Here is a 19,424-nt window from a genome sequence, read left to right as displayed (position 1 = left end):
GTACCGGAGCCGTTCGGGGGAGGGGGTGTTGGCATGGGGCTGTGGCGGTGGTTGAAGCGCACCCCGTGGTCGGCGCACCTGATCCGGGCCAACGACCGCTTCCAGAACCGGATGGGCAACCAGCTGGCGGGCGGGATCACCTACTTCTCCGTGCTGACCCTGGTGCCCGCCCTGATGTTCGCCTTCTCCTTCCTGGGTTGGATGCTGACCGTCTACAAGCCGGACTGGCTGCTGCGGCTCACCGATGCCGCGGTGCGCGAGATCGGCGCCGTCGCCGGCGGCCCCCAGGCCATCGCGCTGATCCTGCGGGCGCTGAACAGCTGGCGGGCCGTGCTGCTGGTGGGCCTGGTCTCGGCGGCCTATTCCGGGTCCGGCTGGATGGGCAACCTGCGTGGTGCGGTGCGGGCGCAGTGGCGCCCCGAGTTCGACTGGAGCCCACCGGGGCGCAACTGGTTGGCCGAGCGCTTCGTGAACCTGTTCTACTTCCTGGCGCTGATCGCCTTCCTGGCGATCAGCTTCGTGGTGGTCACCGTCTCCGGCAACTTCGCCGACAGCCTGGTCTCCTGGCTGGGCATCGAGCAGACCCCCGGCGTGGCCGGAGCCCTGCAGGTGCTGGCCATGCTGCTCACGGTGGTGCTCAGCACGCTGCTCTTCTGGTTCCTGTTCCACGTGCTGCCGCAGTACCAGGCGCCGCTCAAGGACATGCTGAAGGGCTCCTTCGGGGCCGGTGTGCTGATGACCGCGCTGCTCTACGGCACCACGCAGGTGATCGGCGTGCTCTCCCGCAGCCTGTCGACGGTGGTCTTCGGCAACATCATCATCGTCATGCTCTTCTTCAACCTGTTCGCCCGGCTGATCCTGTTCGCCGCGGCCTGGATCGCCACCAGCTACCAGCCGGCGATCCCGCGCAAGTACTCCGAGGTGGACCTGCCACTGCGTCGCCGCAGCGACCTGATGACGGTGCCCGGCCACTGGGAGGCCGCCGAGGCCGCCCGGTTGAGTGACGAGAAGGCCAAGCAACGCGACAAGCTCGCGAAGGAGGAGGCGCGTCGCCTCGAGGTCGAGCACCGGCGCCACCGGCGCATCTTCGGCCGCTGAGCCGCCGATCGGGCGCGCCTCAGGGCAGCAGGCCGGCCAGCAGCTGCGCGGCGGGACCGGTGGGCTTCCAGGCGGTCGCCGGACGACCCCGGCCGTCCAGCAGCAGCCAACCACCGGCCGTCGTGGACGGGGCCAGCACGAGGAAGTCGCCGCTGGCAGCAGCCAGCTGGACCCGCCCCCGGCCGGAGGCCACCGTCTGGTCCACCGTGGAGCCCTCCGCCGCGGGAGCGGGCAGGGCGGCGCGCAGGGCATCGAGCTGGCCGGCGTCGAGCGGGACGGCCTTGCCGCCGGCAGGACAGGCCCAGCCGCGCACCAGGTCCGCGGGGCGGGGTGTGAGCAGCGAGGACTGGTCCGCGCAGGGCTGCGGGCTCGCGGTGGGCAGCCGCCCGCTGCGGCGCTGCTGCTGCACCAGGTCGAGTGCCTGCTGGCGCAGCGCCACGAAGCCGGTGCGTCCGCCCAGGGTGCGGCAGCCGGCGGCCATGCCCCAGACCGACTCGGTGTGGCCGTCGGGGTAGAGCAGCACGGCGCCCTCGGTGGTGGTGAGATCCGCGGTGCAGACGGCGTCGGGACGCAGGGCGGGACGCGCATTGAAGGCGGTGATCCAGTCGTCGACGCCGGAGGTGACGACGTCGACCGGCGCCCAGCGGCGCTCCGGGGCGTCCTGGACCGGTGCACACCAGCGCAGGGCCACGGCACCGGCCGGCACGGTGGTGGCCGTCCTGCGGTCGTGCGCCGGGACGGTGGTGGGGCAGTCGAGGGAGGCGACCGGGGTGGGGGAAGCGGTGACCGACGAGGAATGCGTGGGCTCGTTGACCGCAGAGGGCGTCGCGCCCACCTCGGGTCGGGCCGTGCCGCAGCCGCACAGCACCAGCGCCACCACCAGGACCGCAGAAGATCGCACCATGGCTCAACAGTGCCACGCCGGACGCACGACGGCCCCGGACCACGCGGGTCCGGGGCCGTCGAGGGCTGGATCAGTGCTCGGGAGCGTGCTCCACGGCCTTGGGGGTCGGCTGGCCGACACCCTCCACCAGCTCGACGAACCAGGGTTGGCTGATGTCGAAGGGCTTGCCGCCCTTGATCCGGTCGAAGGCGATGACGCTCATCACGTCGCCGTTCTCCTCGTCCTGGCCCACCACGCCGGGCTTGCCCTCCAGGGCGGAGTCCACGGCCAGGTCGGTGCACTGCTTGATCAGGGCCAGGTCCGCGTCATTGGCGGCAGCGGCGCGGCTGTAGTAGCCGGACTTCTGCACCATGACCTTCTCGGCCTTCAGCAGCTTGGCGAACTGGTCACCGAACCAGGCACCGGGGTTGACCTTGTCGAGCTTGACGTGGCCGAAGGGGTCGCGGGGGACCTCCTGCCCGGCCTTCTCCATCTCCGCGATGATCGACTCCAGGCCGGCACCCTCGGACAGGAAGATGGTCACATTGCCCACCTCGTCCATCACCTTGGTGAGGCGGGCGGCCTCGGCCTCCAGGTCGATCTCGGCCTCGGGCACGTAGACGGCGTGGACGTCCCAGGCCTGCTTGCTCAGGCCGATCTCGGGCACCCAGGTCTCGACGCTGTCCAGCCACTCGCGGTACTTCTGCGCGGTGGCGGCGGTCAGCCAGCCGCAGTTGCGGCCCATGACCTCGTGGATGATCAGCATCCGCGAGCCGGAGTTGTGCTCGCCGATGATGTTGCGGGCGAAGCCGGCGCCCTGCTCGGCGGCGGTCCAGGCACCCAGCGACTGCTTGATCGGGATCACGTCGTTGTCGATGGTCTTGGGCAGGCCCACCACGGTCAGGCCGTAGTCGTGCTCGGCCAGGTAGGCAGCCAGGTCGGCGGCGGTGGTGTTGGTGTCGTCGCCACCGATGGTGTGCAGCACGTCGACGCCGTCGGCCACCAGACGGTCGGCGGCCACCTTCAGCGGGTCGTCGCCCTCGGCCACCAGGCCGCGCTTGACCAGGTCGGCAGCATTGGTCAGCTTCACGCGGGAGTTGCCGATCGGCGAGCCACCGAACTTGTGCAGCTCGGCGGCGTGCTCGCGCACCGCGGGGGTGACGGTGAAGTAGTCGCCCTTGAGCAGGCCCTGGTAGCCGTGCTTGTAGGCGATGATCTCCACGTCGGGGGCGACCTCGGTGTAGCGCTCGATGAGGCCACCGACGGCCGACGAGAGGCACGGGGCGAAGCCACCGGCGGTGAGCAGTGCAACCTTCTTGACCATGTGGTCCAGACCTTTCCTGAAGGAGTGTGTCGGCTCCAGCCTAGCCAACCGAAGCGGGGCTGGGGCAGCCCGGTCCGGCGTCATCCACAGGCCCCGACTCGGCCACTGCCCATAGCCGCGGACCGGCTGCCAGACTGCTGGGCATGGACAACCGACCACGACGACGCGACGAGCGCGGACTGAGCGTCAGCGCGCTGGGCTCGGTGCTGGTGATGGCGCTCTTCCTGGTGGCCGGGCTGGTCATCGACGGCGGCGCCCGGGCGCGCGCCCACCGCAGGGCCGAGGTGGCGGCAGCGGTGGCGGTGCGCCAGGGCAGCGACGCCTCGGCAGCCGACCGGCTGGTGGGCCGCGACGGCACCGGTGCTGCGCTGGGAGCCGCCCGGCAGGCGCTGGCCGACGAGGGGGTGGAGGGCGAGGCGAGCCTGTCCGCCGGTGTGATCACGGTCACCACCCGTGCCGAGTCGGAGACCACCTTCCTGTCCCTGCTGGGGATCGACCGGCTGGAGGCCACCGGGAGCGCCAGCGGCGAGCTGCGCCGCCCGCGCCCCTGAGCGGTCGGTGCGGTCTAGGATCTCGCCATGGCCCGATACCTCGACGTCCACCCCGCCAATCCCCAGCCACGGTCGCTGGCGCAGGCCGTGCAGGTGCTGCGCGACGGCGGTCTGATCGCCTATCCCACCGACTCCGGCTTCGCACTGGGCTGCCGGATGGGGGACAAGGACGCGGTGGAGCGGATCCGCCGGCTGCGCAAGCTGGACGACAAGCACCACTTCACCCTGGTGGTCAGCGAGTTCGCCCAGCTGGGCGAGTGGGTGGAGATGGACAACTGGGAGTTCCGCGCCATCAAGGCCAACACCCCTGGCCCCTACACCTTCATCCTCAAGGCCACCCGCGAGCTGCCCAAGGCGATGCTGCACCCGAAGAAGAAGACCGTCGGCGTGCGGATCCCCGACCATGTCACGGCCCGGGCGCTGCTCGACGAGCTGGGCGAGCCGATCACCAGCTCCACCCTGATCCTGCCCGGCACCGACGAACCGATGACCGACGGCTGGACCATCGCCGACGAGCTGGGCCACGAGATCGACCTGGTGCTGGACTCCGGCGACGTGGGTCTCGGCCCCACCACCGTGGTGGACTTCACCGGCGAGGACGGCCCGCAGGTGGTCCGCCAGGGCGCCGGCGACCCCGCCCCCTTCGAGGACTGAGCCCCACCACTGCCCGTCTCCCGGGCCGCGGTCAGGGCTGCTGCACGCGCAGCAGCTGGCGCTCCCGGGAACCGGCGGCCACCAGGTCGTGGGCCCGGGCGCACTGCTCCAGGGGCAGCGGCTCGGCGATCCGGGGCCGCAGCCACCCCTCGGCCGCCGCTGCGGTGAGGTCCGCGACGGCGGCCTCCCGCTGGGCGGGGGTGAAGTCGTCACTGCCCACCAGCCGCAGGCTGAGGTTGTCGAAGAGCATCGGCCAGAAGGGGAGCACCACCTCCGGCTGGTCGCTGGCATAGGCGCTGATCACGCCGTGCTGCGCCAGCACCTGCCGGTCCAGGTCCAGGTTGGCCGCCAGAGCCACCTCCACCACCCGGTCGACGCCTCGCGGGGCGAGGGAACGGACCCGCCCGGCCGGGTCGTCGTCCAGGGCTACGACGTGGTCGGCCAGGCCCTCTGCCTCGGCCAGGTCGGTGGTGCGCCGCACCGTGCCGATCACGGTGGCACCGTCGCGTCGGGCCAGGGCGGCGGCCATCGAGGCCACCCCACCGAGCAGGCCGTGCACCAGCACCGTGCGACCGGCCACCGGACCGTCACCGAGGATGCAGCGGTGCGCGGTGATGCCGGGGATCCCGAGGCAGGCGGCCAGCTCGTCGTCCACCTCGTCAGGCAGGGCAACCGCCAGGTGCTCGGGAACCACCACGAGGTCGGCGGCGGTGCCGAAGGCACGGTAGGACTGGGCGCCCCACAGCCACACCCGGCTGCCGAGCCGGGCGGGATCGACGCCGGGGCCGACCCGGTCCACCACGCCCATCCCGTCGCTGTGCGGCACCACCCGGGGGTGGGCCATCCCATGGCCGAAGGAGTCCTCGCGCTTGCGCACGTCGCCCGGGTTGACGCCCGAGAGCAGCACCCTCACCCGCACCTCGCCGTCGGCGGGCTCAGGGTCTGCCAGCTCGCCGACCTGCAGCACCTCGGCTGCCGGGCCCTGTCGCTCGTACCAGACCGCCCTCATGGGTCCTCCCTCGTCGTCGGGCGGGCCCAGCGGGCCCCATCCCGTGTCACCGGCTCAATTCTCCGCCAGACCCTCGGCCGGCACTAGGGTCTGGGACATGTCGAACCCGCTGCTGACCCCCAGTGACCTGCCCTACGGCCTGCCCCGCTTCGCCGACATCACCCTCGCGCACTACCGCGAGGCCTTCGAGGCCGGCCTGGCCGAGCACGAGGCCGAGGTGCGCCGCATCGTCGAGCAGGACGAACCGGCGAGCTTCGAGAACACCGTGCTGGCGCTGGAGCGCTCCGGGCGGACCCTGAACCGGGTGGCGATGATCTTCTTCACCAAGGTGGCGAGCGACTCCACCGAGGAGCTGCGCGAGCTGGAGGCGGAACTGGCCCCGCGGATGGCGGCCCACCGCGATGCCGTCGACCTGGACCCGCAGCTCTTCGCCCGCGTCGCCGAGGTCCATGAGCGCGTCGACGAGCTGGGCCTCGACCCCGAGTCGGTCCAGCTGGTGGAGCGCACCTGGCGCGGCATGCAGCTGGCCGGTGCCGGGCTGGAGGAGCAGGCCAAGCAGCGCCTGCGTGAGATCAACCAGGAGCTGTCCACGCTGACCACCCGCTTCCAGAAGAACCTGCTGGCCGAGACCAATGACCTGGCCGTGCTCTTCGCCACCGCCGAGGAGCTCGACGGGCTGGGGGAGGGTCAGCTGTCGGCCTGCCGTCAGGCGGCCGCCGCTCGCGGCCAGGAGGGCTACCTGGTCTCGCTGGACCTCTACACCGACCACCCCTACCAGGCGCAGCTGACCAACCGGGACAGCCGACGCCGGCTGCACCAGGCCTCCACCTCGCGCGGCAGCCGCGGCAACGAGCACGACAACAGCGACCTGGTGCGTCGCATCACGGCCCTTCGCGCCGAGCGGGCCGCCCTGCTGGGCTGCGCCAACCATGCCACGGTGGCCGTGGCCGACCAGACCGCCCGCACGCCCGAGGAGATCGAGCGCATCGTCTACCCGCTGGCCGAGCCGGCGCTGGCCAACCTGCGCCGCGAGGCCGCAGCCCTGCAGCAGGAGGTGGACACCGACTGCCGCGAGCGCGGCATCGAGCGCTTCGAGCTGGCGCCCTGGGACTGGAGCCACTACGCAGAGAAGGTGCGCTCCCGGCAGTACGCGGTGGACACCGCGGCCCTCAGCCCGTGGTTCGAGCTGGACCGGGTGGTGCGCGAGGGCGTGCTGTGGGCCGCCACCCAGCTCTACGGCATCACCTTCACCCCGCGTCCGGACATCGAGGCGCCGCACCCGGATGCGCAGGTCTTCGAGGTGCACGACGAGGACGGCACCGCCCTGGGCCTGTTCATCCTGGACCCGTTCGCGCGCGAGTCGAAGCGTCGCGGCGCCTGGATGAACAACCTGGTGGAGCAGAGCCGGCTCTTCGACGAGCTGCCGGTGGTCTGCAACACCCTGAGCATCCCGCGCCCCGCCCCGGGCGAACCGGTCCTGCTCACCCTGGACGAGGTGAACACCCTGTTCCACGAGTTCGGCCACGCCCTGCACGGGCTGCTGTCGAAGGCCACCTACCCGAGCCTGGCCGGCACGAACGTGGCGCGTGACTTCGTCGAGTTCCCCAGCCAGGTCAACGAGATGTGGATCACCTGGCCCGAGGTGGTCAACCACTACGCCCGCCACCACGAGACCGGTGAGCCGCTGCCCGCCGAGGTGCTGCAGCGCCTGGAACAGAGCGCCACCTTCAACCAGGGCTTCGAGACCGTCGAGTACCTGGCCAGCGCGCTGCTGGACCAGGAATGGCACAAGATCGCCCCCGGTACCGAGGTGACCGACGTGGCGGCCTTCGAGGCCGAAGCGCTGGAGCGGGTGGGGCTGGCCAACGAGTGGGTGGCGCCGCGCTACCGCAGCACCTACTTCGCGCACACCTTCGCGGGCGGCTACGACGCCGGCTACTACTCCTACATCTGGTCCGAGATCCTGGACGCCGACACCGTGGAGTGGTTCCGGGAGAACGGGGGCCTGCGACGCGAGAACGGCGACCACTTCCGCGCCGAACTGCTGAGCCGCGGCCGCACCCGCGAACCGATGGACTCCTTCACCGCCTTCCGGGGCCGCGAGGCGCGTATCGAGCCGCTGCTGGAGCGACGGGGCCTGGTCGCCGGCTGACCCTGGCTGCAGGCGGGCGTGGGCGGCTCAGTCGTCGTCCACGTCCTCGCCGGCCAGCGCCCGGGCGGCCAGCTGCTCGTTGCTGGCCACCTCCCAGACCTCACGCGCCGCGGTGAGGTTGAGCGCCACGATCAGCAGGCCCAGCACGATGTCCGGCCATCCGCTGCGGGTCAGGGCGGTCACACCCGCCATGGCGATGATGGCGGCATTGGCCAGGACGTCGTTGCGGGCCGCCAGGAAGGCGGCCGTGGTCATCGAACCGCCGTGGTGGCGCCAGCGAGCCAGCAGCCAGGTGCACGCGATGTTCACCACGATGGCGCCGCCGGCGGTGAGCACCAGCGAGAGCACCTCCGGCGGACGGGGGTCGGAGAACTTGGTGATCGCCTGCCACAGGGCCGCCAGCGCGGGCAGCAGGATGATGCCGGCCATCACCTTGCCGGCCACGGCACGACGCTGCAGGCTCCAGCCGAGCGCCAGCGCAATCAGGCTGTTCACCGCGAAGTCCTCGAAGAAGTCCACCGAGTCCGCGAACAGGCTCACCGAGCCGATCAGCAGGGCCACCGCACCCTCGACGAAGAAGTAGGCCAGGTTCAGCAGCGCCACCAGCACCACGGTGCGGCGCAGGCTGCTGCGCAGCGCGGGATCGTCCAGCTGGTCGGCGGTGGGGGACGGTGAGCACATGGCGCCATGCTTTCACGCTCGCGCTAGCCTGCCGCCCATGGACCCCGACACTCAGCCAACCGCAGCGCACCAGTCGGCCGGCACTCCTGCTCCGGGCCGCAGAGCCCCCGCTGGCCAGGACGGGGCGATGCGGGTCTCGCTGCGCCATGTCGACGCCGACGGCCAGGCCCACGACCTGGTGGGAGACCTGGTGCTGGCCGACGAGGAGCGGATCGTGGTGCTGCCGGCCGGCCGGGGACCGGTGGAGGTTCCGCGCGAGCAGGTGCGCGCGATGCGCCGGGTGCCGCCGCGGGTGGTGCGCCCCAGCTCCGGTGTCGACGACCTGCAGCGGCTGATGGCCGAGGGCTGGCCGGGCACCGAGCAGGTACGCCTCGGAGGCTGGACCCTGCACGCCGGCGGCGGCCACACCAAGCGCGCCAACTCCGCCCATCCCACCGGCGACCCGGAACGTGACCTGGACCAGGCGCTGCGCGACGTCGTCTCCTTCTACGCCGAGCGCGGCCTGCCGGCCCTGGTCCAGGTGGCCGCCCGCAACCTCTCCTCCGACGAGCCGGGCGCCCGGCTGGACCGCGAGTTCGCCGGCCGCGGATGGCAGCCCAGCGAACGGGCGATCGCCATGACCCTCGACCTCCGCGCTCCCGGGCCGGCAGATGTGCTGCCACCCGGGTACTCCGGCACGGTCAGGTGGGCGGATTCCCCCGACGAGGACTGGTTGGGCCCGGAGTCCTCCGAGGACCCGGCACGGCTGCCGGTGACCACCGCCGTCGACGCCCACTACGCGACGCTCCTGGTCGACGGCCGCGTGGCCGGTGCCGGTCGCCTGGTGCTCACCCGCGACTGGGGCGGGCTGAGCGGGCTGGTCATCGACTCGGCGCTGCGCGGCCGCGGGCATGGCCGTGCCCTGACCGTCGCGATGACGGCCAGGGCACGGGAGCTGGGGGCCAGGTTCTGCTACCTGCAGGTGGTGGAGGACAACCACGTCGCCAGGAGCCTGTACGACTCACTCGGCTTCATGGAACACCACCGCTACCTCTACCGGCGGTCTCCGCTCAGCTGAGGATGCCGGTCTGGTGGCGGTAGTGGTACTCCTCGCCCTTGAGCGCCTTCAGGCCGGCGCGGACATGGCACCAGATCTGCAGCACCGAGGTGACGAGCATGATCAGGCCACCCACCGGTGCCAGGATGACGGTGAAGACCAGGATCCAGCCGACGATGGTGGCCAGCGTCAGCCAGATGTTGAAGTTGAAGGCGCCGGCGGAGGCGCGGCGCACGTAGGGGGAGCGGTCCTTGTAGAGGAGCCAGATCACCAGCGGGCCGACGAAGCTCAGCCAGCCGGCGCTGAGCACCATGGCGATGATCGTGGAGAAGTGGGCCATGGCCGCGGCCGAGCGGTCCTCGTTCGGGATCATCGAGGGCGGGGTCGGCTGGTACGACCAGGCCTGGTTCGGGTTGGGGTGCTGGTAGGGGTTGAACTGCTGGTTGCTCATGACTCCATTGTGGGCCCGATCAGGTCCGCCACCCCCGCTCCTCGCCCCGGTTCGGGGACGGTTCAGGGTGCGGCAGGGGATGCCCACTGCCCCCGGGGGCTATGGTGCTGGACATGAACATCGCCGTGGTCATCGCGCTGCTGCTGGCGAGCGTCCCCGTCCTGCTGGCGCTGCTGGTCTGGGCGGCGCTGCGCGAACGACAGCTGCGCCGCCAGCAGCGCGAGGCCGCCCTGCGCGCGCCGGAGCTGGCTGCCGGCTACCTGGTGGACGTGGACGGCCTGATGCAGGTGGATCGCCCATGACCGTCGTCGACGACCACCTGACCGGCCTGGCCGAGCCGGAACGGGCGGCCCTGCAGCACCTGCGCGAGCTGGTGCACGCCGAGGTGCCCGGGGTGCTGGAGGTGGAGAGCTACCGGCTGCCCGCCTTCGCGGTGGACCAGCGCAAGGGCAACCGGATCGTGGGTGGCTTCGCGGCCGGCCGTCGTTTCCTGTCCTGGTACACCTTCAGCGGCCACACCCTCGAGCGCTTCGCCGACCGGCTGGCCGGCTTCGAGACCACGAAGAGCGCCATCCACTTCAGCCCGCAGAAGATGATCCCCGACGAGCTGCTGCTCGCCCTGGTGCGCGACCGGCTCGAGACCATCCGCGCCCAGGGCTGAGCCAGAACCTCAGCCCTGGTGGCTGAAGGCGGTGGCCTGCTCCACCAGCACGTCGTCGGGTCGCACGCCGGTGTAGAGCACGAACTGCTCCAGCGCCTGCAGGCTCATCACCTGCGCGCCGTTGATGGTGACCTTGCCCAGCTCGCGGGCCCGCTGCAGCATCGGGGTCCAGGTGGGGCGGGGGACGACGTCGAAGACCACCTGGGCGGCATGCAGCACCTCCTCGGAGACCGGGATGGCATCGGCCTCGGGGCCGCCCTCCATGCCGACGGGGGTGCAATTGACCACCAGGCCGGGACGCAGCCCACCCACCTCGGCGGCCCAGTCGAAGCCGTACTTGGCGGCCAGGGCGCTGCCGGTGGTCTGGTTGCGAGCCACCACGGTGATCCGCTCGAAACCCTCGTCGCGCAGGGCGGCGACGGTGGCCTTGGCCATCCCGCCGGCGCCGAGCACCACGACGTCGAGCTCGGTGGGCACCTGGTGGGAGCGCAGCAGGGAGACGATGGCCAGGTAGTCGGTGTTGTAGGCCTTGAGGTGGCCGTCGGTGTTGACGATGGTGTTCACGCTCTCGATCACCTCGGCCGAGGGGTCCATCTCGTCCACCAGGGCGATCACGTCCTCCTTCCACGGCATGGAGACCGCGGCTCCGCGCACCTGCAGGCCGCGCACGCCGGCGATGGCGGCAGTGATGTCGTCGGTGGTGAAGGCTTTGTAGACGTAGTCGAGGCCGAGCGCGTCGTAAAGGTAGTTGTGGAATCGGGTGCCGGTGTTGCCGGGGCGGCCGGACAGCGACAGACACAGCCGGGTGTCCTTGGTGATGCCGCCGGCGACAGGGCGAGGGGTGCGGGTGGATTCGACGTCTGCCATGGTCTCGAGCCTAGGGGCTTCCCGCCCCGCGCCGCACGGCCCTACAGCGTCGCGCCCGGCGTTGCCATCACAACTTTGCGCGGAGCGCTGCCATCGTCTGCTCGTCGAGGCCGAGGCCCTGGCGCAGGTAGCCGTCCAGGTCTCCCCAGCGCTGCGTGACCTCGTCGAGACCGGCGTCGAGGAAGGCCAGGTCCACCAGGTTCATGGGCCGGTTGCGACGCGCCAGGCGTCGACCGCCGCGCAGGGTGTCGGTGCGGAAACGGAAGCGCGCCATGTGGTCCACCAGCGGCTGGCTGGCCAGGTAGGAGGCGCGGATCTGGGCGGGGGAGTCGCCGTTGAGGTGCTGCAGCAGCAGGGCGATCCAGCCGGTGCGGTCCTTGCCGTCGGTGCAGTGGAAGAGCACCGCCCCCGGCTCGTCGGCGATCAGGCGCAGGGTCTGGGCGATCCGTTCGCGCTGGCCCTCGTCGCTGACCATGCGGCGGTAGCGCGCCTTCATCGCCTCGACGGTGTCGGCCTCGGTGATCCGCTCGCCCAGCACGGACTCACCGGTGCCGTGCAGGTCAACCAAGGTGTTCGTGACGCCCGGCAGGACGGGATCGGGGAAGTTGGCGGCCACCTTCTCGGTGCGCAGGTCGATGATGCGGGTGATGCCCAGCTCCTGGATCCGGTGGCGGTCGGCGGCGGTGGCGCCCCAGAGCAGGCTGGAGCGGTAGACGCCGCGTCCGGGTCGGCTCCCGGCGGTGACCGGGCGCAGATTGTAGACGCCAAAGGGCAGGTGGGCGCGGTGGGTGACGGCTCGCAGCAGGTCCAGGGCGTCGGTCATGGCAACGACTCTAGAACAGGCCTCACAGCAGCTGGCCGGCCTGCAGGTGCTCCAGCTCGTCGGCGACGTTGCGGCGGGCCCGCTGCTCCCAGACCCGTCGGCCGTGCTCGGTGACGAAGATCTCGCCGCCGGACAGGAAGCCCTGCAGCACCGCGGCGCGCCCCTGGCGCCACCGGTCGGCGGCCAGGTGGGCGTATTCCAGATGGATGTCGCGCACGCTCACGTGGTAGCGGCCCGGTACCGAGGCCAGGATCGCCATGTCCGCATCGCTCACCCGGGCTCCGGACCGGTCTGCGGGATCGGGCCGGTGGTGCGCGGTGAGCAGCACCAGACGCTCCACCTCGGCCACCACGTCCTCCTCGTGCCCGGCCTGCCGCAGGGTGCTGACGGCCCGCTCGGCCGAGAGCTGCTCGTCCTGGCCTGCGATGCCGTCGTAGACCACGTCGTGGAAGAGCACGGCGAGCTCCTCGGCTGGGGTCGGGACCACGCCCTCCAGGGCGGCCAGCCGGTCCAGGTGCCCCAGCATCTCCACCAGGTGGCGCACGTCGTGGTACCAGCGGCCCGGTCCGGAGTAGTCCTGCACCACCTGGTGCAGGGCAGCGGCCGGCAGCAGATGCTCGAAACGGCGGTGCAGGGCGGCTCGGGCCCGGCCCCGCCGGGGCGCATGGTCGGCGGGGAGGATCCGCAGCCCACCGGAGCGCAGCCGGTGCACCAGCTCGCGTTCGTCCACCCGCACCGCACCCGCGGCCAAGGCGTCGTCGAAGCGTTCGGCGGCCAGGTCGTAGTGGTCGTGGTCAAAGGCCCGGGTGGACAGCCCCGCGCGGGCAGCGCCGGCGTGCAACTCCCACAGCGAGTGGTCGCTCACCAGATGACCGTAGACGGTGCCATGGGCGGGCCAGCGGGGACTGTCGACGAGCAGCGCCATCAGAGCAGCCAGTCCAGGACGGGGCCGGCCAGCCACAGTGCCAGCCCGGCACAGCCGCAGGCCACCAGGACCGAGACGAAGGTGCCGATGATGAAGCGTTCCGCTGCACCCGTGGTGGTGGCCTTCAGCTCCGGGTAGCGCGCCAGCCCCTTGAGGGCCAGGCAGATGGCGATCGCCTCGGGATAGTGGGCCACCAGGCCGGCGTAGATCGCCAGCCGCTCCAGCATGCCGATCCAGGTGCCGCCGGGCAGTACCCGGGCAGCCTCCACCACCCCCTGGCCACGGGCAGGAGCAGGTTCGGGGCTGGCACAGACCCGTGCGCCATCGGCCTGCGTGGGGGCCCCACCGCGACGCTCGCGCGCCAGCCTCGCCTCACGATCCACCCGGGCGAAGACGGTCTGCACCAGGGGACCGCCGGCCAGCACCGCCAGCGCTCCCAGCAGTGCCACCACTGCGGCCTGCAGCACATCCAGCAGCAGCGGGCTCATGGCCTGTCCTGCCCATCACGGGCGGCCCGCAGCAGGTCGACGGCGAGCTGCCGGCCCCGTCGCTCGACCTCCCAGCCGGCGCGACGGTGGCGCTGGCTGGCTGCCGAGGCACTGATCCCCAGCTCCCTGGCCGCCTCGCCGACGCCCAGGCCTCCCTCCAGCAGGTCCACCATCTGCCATCCCCCCGTGCTTCTCCGCTGCCACAGCTCGCACAGCAGCCACAGTGCCGTCTCCGCGCGCTGCACCGCCGCGGCTGCCTCGTCGACATCACGATAGGACGCGCCACCGACAGTTTCGCCGCGCGCACCCGGTCCGTCGCACAGCACCAGGCCCACGGGGGTGGCCTTGGCCGCCTCCACCGCCTCGCGGGCCGCCAGGTAGGCATCACCACGGGCCTCGCGCGTCGAGGAGGGCAGGGGAGTTTCCACGGCGCCCAGCCCGATGCCGGTCCACCAGGCACCCTCGCACTGCACCAGCCGCACCAGGTCCACCACCGCGGCCGGGTCGGCGGTGAGCAGCTGCACCTCGTCGCCGGCGGTGCGCTCGGGCGTCAGCCGGGCCCGATCTCCCAGAACCCGCTCCAGGGCGGACAGCAGGGCGGCCACCCGGTCCGGGCCACGCCGGGAGCGCTGCTGGTCGATGGTCACCGCGAACCAGCGCGTGAAGCTCTCGTCCTTCATGTGCTCCAGTGAAGCACACAGCCTTCATAGCCGTCTCGGCTCTGTGCTAGAAACGAGGGATGACCACCACCGCGATGAATGGCAACCCCGTCCAGCTCTCCGGCGACCTGCCGGCCACCGGCGCCACCGCGCCCTCCTTCACCCTGGTCGGCACCGACCTCGGCGAGGTCACGAGCGAGCAGTTCGCCGGCCGCCGCCTGGTGCTGAACATCTTCCCCAGCGTCGACACCGGCGTCTGCGCCACCAGCGTGCGTCGCTTCAACGAGCTGGCCTCGGGCCTGGAGAACACCACCGTGGTCTGCATCAGCAAGGACCTGCCCTTCGCCCAGGCGCGCTTCTGCGGCGCGGAGGGCCTGGACGACGTGGTGATGGGCTCCGACTTCCGCGGCGGCTTCGACCAGTCCTATGGCCTGGCCCAGCTGGACGGGCCGCTGCAGGGCCTGCTGGCCCGCGCGGTGGTCGTGGTGGACGCCGACGGCACCGTGCTGCACTCCCAGCTGGTGCCCGAGATCAAGCAGGAGCCGGACTACGAGGCCGCCATCGCCGCCCTGTCCTGAACGGCCCCGAGGGCCCGTCCTCCGCACCGGGGACGGGCCCTCATGCTGTCCGGACCACCCTCCGGTTGGGCCCCCGGCCGCCAGCAGGCCAGAATGGGCGCATGGCAGACACCCAGCCCCGCGACGACCACGCCAAGCAGCTCAAGCAGACCGTCTCCCGGGTCAAGCAGTTGCGCGGCTGGGTCTCCTCGGACCCCTCCAAGACCGAGGAGCTGGTCGACGCGCTGAACCAGGCCACCGGCCTGCGACTGCTCTCACGGCTGTGGGGCGAGGCCGCCGGCGAGGCCACCGAGGCGGTGCAGGCCTCCGACCGGCTGGTGGCCTCCCGCGGCCCGGTCGGTCCGTACACGCCCGTGGTGGACGCCGCCCGCTACTTCACGGCGCTGACCCACGTGGCCACGCTGCAGCTCGGCCTGGAGCTGGCCGAGGCGGCCGGCAGCACGATCGGCGCGGCCTTCGCCTGGAAGGACCAGCTGACCCAGCCCGGGCTGGCCGACGAGCTGGCTGCCCGCACCACCGTCTGGGCGCTGCTGGCCCGCGCCCGTGGCGCGCTGGCTGCCGGGGACCTGGCCGCCGCCAATGCCCAGGCCGATGCGGCCCTGCTCCGAGCCCGCGAGGCCCAGCTGCAGGGTGACGAGACCGTCGTGCTGCTGGAGGCGCTGCGCACCGCCGCGGATGCCCGCTGGACGGTGCGGCTGGGGGAGCAGTCGCTGGACCTGCTGCGCGAGGCGGTCTCGCTGTGGGAGCGCTGGACCGCTGAGCCGCTGGCGCAGATGCCGCGGATGACCAAGCCGCACCTGGAGCGCCTGGTGGGCCCGGGCTTCGCGCTGCGTCGTGACCTGGCCGACCGGCTGCAGGCGACGGGCCGCACCGAGGAGGCCCTGGCGCTGCGCGAAGCAACCGCGAGCCAGCTGCACCGGATGGCGGGACGACGGGGCGAGCCCGGCCGCGTCGAGCTGGCGCTGGCGCGCGCGGACCAGGTCTGGGGAATGGTGGACGCCGGGCAGGCCGAGGCGGCCGAGAAGGCCGCCGAGGACGCGCTGTCCGCGCTGCAGGCGCTGCTCAAGGCCGAGAAGCCGGTGGGACAGCACCTGGGCACCCAGCTGCTGGTGGCACCCGCCCTGGCGCGCTGGGAGCTGGCTGTCGGCCAGGCGGAGGCGGCACGCCGCAGCATCGATGCGGCCCTCAACCGGATGGCCGGCAACAAGCAGATGGCAGTGGATCCCGCGGCACGTGGGCTGGCCCTGATGGTGCGCGCGGAGGTGCTGGACGCCCTGCAGGACCCCGCCGCTGCCACCGCTCGAGCGGAGGCGGACCAGATCGCGGCGGGACTGCGCTCCAGTGGCCTGGAGTCGGAGAACTTCAGCCAGGTGGACCAGCGCACCTGGCTGCGCGCCCGCTCGCGCGGCGTGCTGCTGGTCTCGCGCCAGCACACCCCGCACTGGCAGGTGCTGAGCGCCGAGGCCGCGCTGGCCCCGCAGGGGGCCGAGGTGCCGGAGGCAGCGCTGCTCAGCGACGAGGAGGCGATGCGCCGCATCGACGAGGTGCGCGAGGCGGAGGCCCGCGAGCGCGCCGTGGCGGAGCTGCGCGAGGCCACGCTGCGCGCCGAGAAGGAGCGTCAGCAGGCCGCCGCCCGGGCTGCAGCGCTGAAGGAAGCGGAGCGCCGGGAGGCTGCCGAGGCCGAGCGTCGTCGCGCCGAGGAGCAGGCCGCCGCCGTGGCCGAGGAGCAGCGCCGCGAGCAGGAGCGCGAGCAGGCCCAGGCGGCCCGCCTGGCCGCCGAGCAGGCCGCTGAGCCGGTGAGCGAGCCTGCGGCCCCGGCGGAGTCGGAGGGCGCCGATGCCGCCACGGAGACCGACCTGGCCGCGGCCGAGCTGGAGCGCGAGGCCGCCGAGGAGCAGGCCCGCGAGGCGGCCGAGCGCCAGGCGCGGGAGGCCGCAGCGCAGGCCGAGCAGGCCGAGCAGGCCGAGCGAGCGGAGCGCGAGCGCCGCGAGCAGGAGCGCCGGGAGCAGGAGGCGCGCGATGCGGAGCTCGAGGCCGAGCGCCGCCATGCCGCGCAGCTGGCGGCCGAGCACGAGGCGCAGCGCCGGGCCGACCCGCTCGACGGCCTGCGCGAGGAGGCCCACCGGGCGCTCTCCTCGGGTGACAAGGGCTGGGTGGTGGCCAGCCACGAGGCCCTGGTGGAAGCCCTGGAACCGGTGGCCCAGGCCGATCCACAGGCCCATGGGCGCGAGCTGGTGATGGCGCTGGAGCGGCTGTCCGAGGCGCAGGGCTGGCTGCGGGGGCGCACTGCCGGACGTCGCGCCAAGCAGCTCGCCAAGGACTGGCAGCTCTGAGCCCGGCTCAGGCCGGGGGATCCTCGACGGGCTCCGGGCCGAGCAGGGCGTCGACGGCCTCGCCCAGCACAGTGCCCAGCTGGTCGTGGACCACCAGGTCGGCCATCTGGTCGTAGCCGGTGGCCTCGCGGTTCACCACCGCCAGCGTGCCGGTGGCGAAGCGCACCAGGCCGGCGGCCGGGTAGACGTTGAGCGAGGTGCCGCCCACCAGCAGCAGGTCGCTGCCGATGATCGCCTCGATGGCGGCATCCATCACCTGCTGGTCCAGACCCTCGCCGTAGAGCACCACCTCGGGACGCACCATGGCGCCGCAGCGCTCGCAGGCGGGGACCCCGCGGGTGGCCAGCATCCAGGCCATGTCGTAGTCCTCGCCGCACCCCAGGCAGCGGTTGCGTCGCGCCGAGCCGTGCACCTCGTGCACCACCCGGGAGCCGGCCTGCTGGTGCAGGCCATCGATGTTCTGGGTCACGACGGCGCTCAGCCGTCCGGCCGCCTCCAGCCGCGCCAGGGCCCGGTGACCACGGTTGGGCCGCGCCTCGGGATGCAGCAGGGCACTGCGGTGGAAGTCGAAGAAGGCCTCCGGATCCTCCACCAGGCAGTCATGGCTGAGCAGGTACTCGGGCGGCAGGCCGTCGTCGCTGGTGCGGGCGTAGAGCCCCGCGGAGGAGCGGAAGTCCGGGATGCCGCTCTCGGTGGAGACACCCGCCCCGCCGAAGAAGACGATCCGGTGGCTGCGGACCAAGAGCTCGGCGAGGCTGTCCATGCCCCCATTGTCCCGCGTAGGACCGCGGCGAGATGTGGGATTTGTCACCTACCGGCGCGGTTGGTAGAATCTTCAACATCGACGGCCGGGAAACCCCGTCGAGGAACGGAAATCCCGTTCCACCTCTGAGGCGAACGACCTGATGGTCTCGTCTCGGTGATCACACCGAGCAACCAGTCCGTGCACCGCCGTGCCCGGGCCCGCCATCATCTCCCTCAGGAGTCCTCGTGGTCGTTCCCCCTCTCGTCTGGGGCCTCACCATCGCCTTCATCGTCGGCCTGCTGGCCTTCGACTTCTTCTTCCACGTGCGCAAGGCGCACATCCCGACGCTGCGCGAGGCCGCCACCTGGTCGGCCATCTACGTCGGCATCGCCATCGCCTTCGGCATCGGCCTGTGGCTGCTGGGCGGTGACCAGGCCGGCACCGAGTACTTCGCGGGCTACATCACCGAGAAGGCGCTCAGCGTCGACAACCTGTTCGTCTTCCTGATCATCATGTCCAGCTTCCGGGTGCCCCGGGCCGACCAGCAGAAGGTGCTGCTCTTCGGCATCGTCGTGGCGCTGGTGGCCCGCACCGGCTTCATCCTGCTGGGCGCGGCGCTGATCAACTCCTTCGCCTGGGTCTTCTACCTGTTCGGCCTGGTGCTGCTGGTCACCGCCGGCAACATGCTCAAGCCGGAGTCCACCGAGGGCGACGGTCACGGCGCGGACAACATCATGATCCGGATCGCGCGCAAGCTGTTCAAGACCTCCGAGGTCTACGACGGCGACAAGCTGTTCACCGTCGTCGACGGCAAGAAGGTGATGACCCCCATGCTGCTGGTGATGGCGGCCATCGGCGGCACCGACATCCTGTTCGCGCTGGACTCGATCCCGGCGATCTTCGGCCTGACCCAGAACACCTTCATCGTCTTCACCGCCACCGCCTTCAGCCTGCTGGGCCTGCGCCAGCTCTACTTCCTGATCGACGGCCTGCTGGACCGCCTGATCTACCTGTCCTACGGCCTGGCGGCCATCCTGGGCTTCATCGGCGTGAAGCTGATCCTGCACGCCCTGCACGAGAACACCCTGGGCTTCATCAACGACGGCAACCCGGTCCACGTGGTGGAGATCAGCACCGGCTTCAGCCTGTCGGTGATCCTGGGCGTCCTCGCCGTCACCATCGTCGCCTCGCTGCTCTCGCCCAAGGGCAAGGCGCACACCGCCGTGAACAACGCCCGGCGCCATGCCCAGGCCTACCTGGACCTGGACTGGGAGTCCGACCCCGACGAGCGGGAGCGCACCTGGGCCAAGCTGGTGCGCGAGAAGGCGCAGATCGAGCTGATGCCCGCCCGCTACCGCGACGAGATCCGCGACCAGCGCGAGCTGGTGGAGCTCCTCGATGCCGCGACGGCGATGCATGACGAGCGCCAGCGCGCCGGGCACGGGGCGGCGGCCCTGCTGTGATCCGACGTCGGTCCTGAACCGCCAGCAGCCCCCGGCATCTGCC

21 protein-coding genes are annotated in these 19,424 nt (G+C 71.9%); 10 read left to right on the top strand and 11 right to left on the bottom strand.

Annotation, left to right across the window (positions count from 1 at the left end; all coding sequences use genetic code 11):
• The first annotated feature begins 33 nt into the window (after positions 1 to 33).
• The gene (locus ABD073_RS11230; protein ID WP_343874677.1) at positions 34 to 1,098 is read left to right on the top strand and encodes a YhjD/YihY/BrkB family envelope integrity protein; all 1,065 of its coding nucleotides are present in this window, start codon (positions 34 to 36) and stop codon (positions 1,096 to 1,098) included.
• Between the two features lie 19 nt (positions 1,099 to 1,117).
• On the opposite strand, the gene ABD073_RS11225 is transcribed toward ABD073_RS11230, so the two are convergent.
• The gene (locus tag ABD073_RS11225) at positions 1,118 to 2,002 is read right to left on the bottom strand and encodes a hypothetical protein (protein ID WP_343874674.1); all 885 of its coding nucleotides are present in this window, start codon (positions 2,000 to 2,002) and stop codon (positions 1,118 to 1,120) included.
• A 70-nt stretch (positions 2,003 to 2,072) separates the two neighbouring features.
• Positions 2,073 to 3,305 carry a pyrophosphate--fructose-6-phosphate 1-phosphotransferase gene (locus ABD073_RS11220; RefSeq protein ID WP_343874671.1) on the bottom strand — a complete coding sequence of 411 codons (1,233 nt, stop codon included), beginning with the start codon at positions 3,303 to 3,305 and terminating at the stop codon, positions 2,073 to 2,075.
• A gap of 143 nt (positions 3,306 to 3,448) precedes the next feature.
• Here ABD073_RS11220 and ABD073_RS11215 point away from each other — a divergent pair, with 143 nt between their 5' ends.
• A complete protein-coding gene (locus ABD073_RS11215; RefSeq protein ID WP_343874669.1) occupies positions 3,449 to 3,856 on the top strand; it encodes a pilus assembly protein TadE in 408 nt (135 codons plus the stop codon).
• Positions 3,857 to 3,883: 27 nt separating this feature from the next.
• Positions 3,884 to 4,510: an L-threonylcarbamoyladenylate synthase gene (locus tag ABD073_RS11210; RefSeq protein ID WP_343874667.1), complete on the top strand. Its 627-nt coding sequence runs from the start codon at positions 3,884 to 3,886 to the stop codon at positions 4,508 to 4,510.
• A gap of 31 nt (positions 4,511 to 4,541) precedes the next feature.
• On the opposite strand, the gene ABD073_RS11205 is transcribed toward ABD073_RS11210, so the two are convergent.
• Positions 4,542 to 5,519, bottom strand: coding sequence for an NADPH:quinone reductase (locus tag ABD073_RS11205; RefSeq protein WP_343874665.1), 978 nt, complete (start codon positions 5,517 to 5,519; stop codon positions 4,542 to 4,544).
• A 97-nt stretch (positions 5,520 to 5,616) separates the two neighbouring features.
• Between ABD073_RS11205 and ABD073_RS11200 the strand changes: the two genes are divergently transcribed.
• Positions 5,617 to 7,671, top strand: a complete 2,055-nt coding sequence (locus ABD073_RS11200; RefSeq protein ID WP_343874662.1) for a M3 family metallopeptidase — start codon at positions 5,617 to 5,619, stop codon at positions 7,669 to 7,671.
• 27 nt (positions 7,672 to 7,698) lie between these two features.
• Here ABD073_RS11200 and ABD073_RS11195 read toward each other — a convergent pair whose 3' ends face one another.
• Positions 7,699 to 8,352, bottom strand: a complete 654-nt coding sequence (locus ABD073_RS11195; protein WP_343874660.1) for a cation efflux transmembrane domain-containing protein — start codon at positions 8,350 to 8,352, stop codon at positions 7,699 to 7,701.
• Positions 8,353 to 8,389: 37 nt separating this feature from the next.
• On the opposite strand from ABD073_RS11195, the gene ABD073_RS11190 reads away from it, so the two are divergent.
• Positions 8,390 to 9,409: a GNAT family N-acetyltransferase gene (locus ABD073_RS11190; RefSeq protein WP_343874658.1), complete on the top strand. Its 1,020-nt coding sequence runs from the start codon at positions 8,390 to 8,392 to the stop codon at positions 9,407 to 9,409.
• Here ABD073_RS11190 and ABD073_RS11185 read toward each other — a convergent pair.
• Positions 9,402 to 9,839, bottom strand: coding sequence for a DUF4870 domain-containing protein (locus ABD073_RS11185; protein ID WP_343874656.1), 438 nt, complete (start codon positions 9,837 to 9,839; stop codon positions 9,402 to 9,404). The genes ABD073_RS11190 and ABD073_RS11185 overlap by 8 nt on opposite strands.
• A 113-nt stretch (positions 9,840 to 9,952) precedes the next feature.
• Between ABD073_RS11185 and ABD073_RS11180 the strand changes: the two genes are divergently transcribed.
• Both ABD073_RS11180 and ABD073_RS11175 read left to right on the top strand, forming a co-directional pair.
• Positions 9,953 to 10,141, top strand: a complete 189-nt coding sequence (locus ABD073_RS11180; protein WP_343874654.1) for a hypothetical protein — start codon at positions 9,953 to 9,955, stop codon at positions 10,139 to 10,141.
• Positions 10,138 to 10,500: an iron chaperone gene (locus ABD073_RS11175; protein ID WP_343874652.1), complete on the top strand. Its 363-nt coding sequence runs from the start codon at positions 10,138 to 10,140 to the stop codon at positions 10,498 to 10,500. The genes ABD073_RS11180 and ABD073_RS11175 overlap by 4 nt, the downstream gene beginning before the upstream one ends.
• Positions 10,501 to 10,509: 9 nt before the next feature.
• Here the strand turns inward: ABD073_RS11175 and ABD073_RS11170 are convergent, their stop codons facing one another.
• The 5 genes from ABD073_RS11170 to ABD073_RS11150 form a co-directional block, all read right to left on the bottom strand.
• A complete protein-coding gene (locus ABD073_RS11170) occupies positions 10,510 to 11,367 on the bottom strand; it encodes a shikimate 5-dehydrogenase (RefSeq protein ID WP_343874650.1) in 858 nt (285 codons plus the stop codon).
• A gap of 67 nt (positions 11,368 to 11,434) precedes the next feature.
• On the bottom strand, positions 11,435 to 12,190 hold the full coding sequence (locus ABD073_RS11165) for a tyrosine-protein phosphatase (protein WP_343874648.1): 756 nt from the start codon (positions 12,188 to 12,190) through the stop codon (positions 11,435 to 11,437).
• Between the two features lie 22 nt (positions 12,191 to 12,212).
• The gene (locus ABD073_RS11160) at positions 12,213 to 13,115 is read right to left on the bottom strand and encodes a DUF4031 domain-containing protein (RefSeq protein WP_343874646.1); all 903 of its coding nucleotides are present in this window, start codon (positions 13,113 to 13,115) and stop codon (positions 12,213 to 12,215) included.
• A complete protein-coding gene (locus tag ABD073_RS11155) occupies positions 13,115 to 13,603 on the bottom strand; it encodes a hypothetical protein (RefSeq protein WP_343874644.1) in 489 nt (162 codons plus the stop codon). Before ABD073_RS11155 ends, ABD073_RS11160 begins: the two co-directional genes overlap by 1 nt.
• On the bottom strand, positions 13,600 to 14,283 hold the full coding sequence (locus ABD073_RS11150) for a hypothetical protein (protein WP_343874642.1): 684 nt from the start codon (positions 14,281 to 14,283) through the stop codon (positions 13,600 to 13,602). The genes ABD073_RS11155 and ABD073_RS11150 overlap by 4 nt, the downstream gene beginning before the upstream one ends.
• Positions 14,284 to 14,342: 59 nt before the next feature.
• On the opposite strand from ABD073_RS11150, the gene tpx reads away from it, so the two are divergent.
• Both tpx and ABD073_RS11140 read left to right on the top strand, forming a co-directional pair.
• A complete protein-coding gene (gene tpx, locus ABD073_RS11145) occupies positions 14,343 to 14,840 on the top strand; it encodes a thiol peroxidase (RefSeq protein ID WP_343874640.1) in 498 nt (165 codons plus the stop codon).
• Positions 14,841 to 14,941: 101 nt separating this feature from the next.
• Positions 14,942 to 17,173 (top strand): hypothetical protein, encoded by a 2,232-nt coding sequence (locus tag ABD073_RS11140; protein ID WP_343874637.1) that lies wholly within the window; start codon positions 14,942 to 14,944, stop codon positions 17,171 to 17,173.
• Positions 17,174 to 17,180: 7 nt separating this feature from the next.
• Here the strand turns inward: ABD073_RS11140 and ABD073_RS11135 are convergent, their stop codons facing one another.
• Positions 17,181 to 17,936 carry an NAD-dependent protein deacylase gene (locus tag ABD073_RS11135; RefSeq protein WP_343874636.1) on the bottom strand — a complete coding sequence of 252 codons (756 nt, stop codon included), beginning with the start codon at positions 17,934 to 17,936 and terminating at the stop codon, positions 17,181 to 17,183.
• 227 nt (positions 17,937 to 18,163) lie between these two features.
• Here ABD073_RS11135 and ABD073_RS11130 point away from each other — a divergent pair, with 227 nt between their 5' ends.
• Entirely contained in the window at positions 18,164 to 19,381 is a 1,218-nt protein-coding gene (locus tag ABD073_RS11130; RefSeq protein WP_343874635.1) for a TerC family protein, read from the top strand.
• Positions 19,382 to 19,424: the final 43 nt, after the last annotated feature.

It is taken from the genome of Luteococcus peritonei (genome assembly GCF_039526385.1).
In the GTDB taxonomy this organism is placed as follows: Bacteria; Actinomycetota; Actinomycetes; order Propionibacteriales; family Propionibacteriaceae; genus Luteococcus; species Luteococcus peritonei.
This window is presented reverse-complemented; position numbering and strand designations above follow the sequence as displayed.

Bases quoted from the DNA above. Each gene is read 5' to 3' on its own strand.
- ABD073_RS11155 (WP_343874644.1), bottom strand. From the start codon at position 13,603: ATGAGCCCGCTGCTGCTGGATGTGCTGCAGGCCGCAGTGGTGGCACTG.
- ABD073_RS11215 (WP_343874669.1), top strand. From the start codon at position 3,449: ATGGACAACCGACCACGACGACGCGACGAGCGCGGACTGAGCGTCAGC.
- ABD073_RS11180 (WP_343874654.1), top strand. From the start codon at position 9,953: ATGAACATCGCCGTGGTCATCGCGCTGCTGCTGGCGAGCGTCCCCGTC.
- ABD073_RS11200 (WP_343874662.1), top strand. From the start codon at position 5,617: ATGTCGAACCCGCTGCTGACCCCCAGTGACCTGCCCTACGGCCTGCCC.
- ABD073_RS11210 (WP_343874667.1), top strand. From the start codon at position 3,884: ATGGCCCGATACCTCGACGTCCACCCCGCCAATCCCCAGCCACGGTCG.
- ABD073_RS11175 (WP_343874652.1), top strand. From the start codon at position 10,138: ATGACCGTCGTCGACGACCACCTGACCGGCCTGGCCGAGCCGGAACGG.
- ABD073_RS11135 (WP_343874636.1), bottom strand. From the start codon at position 17,936: ATGGACAGCCTCGCCGAGCTCTTGGTCCGCAGCCACCGGATCGTCTTC.
- ABD073_RS11140 (WP_343874637.1), top strand. From the start codon at position 14,942: ATGGCAGACACCCAGCCCCGCGACGACCACGCCAAGCAGCTCAAGCAG.
- ABD073_RS11205 (WP_343874665.1), bottom strand. From the start codon at position 5,519: ATGAGGGCGGTCTGGTACGAGCGACAGGGCCCGGCAGCCGAGGTGCTG.
- ABD073_RS11195 (WP_343874660.1), bottom strand. From the start codon at position 8,352: ATGTGCTCACCGTCCCCCACCGCCGACCAGCTGGACGATCCCGCGCTG.
- ABD073_RS11160 (WP_343874646.1), bottom strand. From the start codon at position 13,115: ATGGCGCTGCTCGTCGACAGTCCCCGCTGGCCCGCCCATGGCACCGTC.
- ABD073_RS11225 (WP_343874674.1), bottom strand. From the start codon at position 2,002: ATGGTGCGATCTTCTGCGGTCCTGGTGGTGGCGCTGGTGCTGTGCGGC.
- ABD073_RS11190 (WP_343874658.1), top strand. From the start codon at position 8,390: ATGGACCCCGACACTCAGCCAACCGCAGCGCACCAGTCGGCCGGCACT.
- ABD073_RS11185 (WP_343874656.1), bottom strand. From the start codon at position 9,839: ATGAGCAACCAGCAGTTCAACCCCTACCAGCACCCCAACCCGAACCAG.
- ABD073_RS11220 (WP_343874671.1), bottom strand. From the start codon at position 3,305: ATGGTCAAGAAGGTTGCACTGCTCACCGCCGGTGGCTTCGCCCCGTGC.
- ABD073_RS11165 (WP_343874648.1), bottom strand. From the start codon at position 12,190: ATGACCGACGCCCTGGACCTGCTGCGAGCCGTCACCCACCGCGCCCAC.
- ABD073_RS11170 (WP_343874650.1), bottom strand. From the start codon at position 11,367: ATGGCAGACGTCGAATCCACCCGCACCCCTCGCCCTGTCGCCGGCGGC.
- ABD073_RS11230 (WP_343874677.1), top strand. From the start codon at position 34: ATGGGGCTGTGGCGGTGGTTGAAGCGCACCCCGTGGTCGGCGCACCTG.
- tpx (WP_343874640.1), top strand. From the start codon at position 14,343: ATGACCACCACCGCGATGAATGGCAACCCCGTCCAGCTCTCCGGCGAC.
- ABD073_RS11150 (WP_343874642.1), bottom strand. From the start codon at position 14,283: ATGAAGGACGAGAGCTTCACGCGCTGGTTCGCGGTGACCATCGACCAG.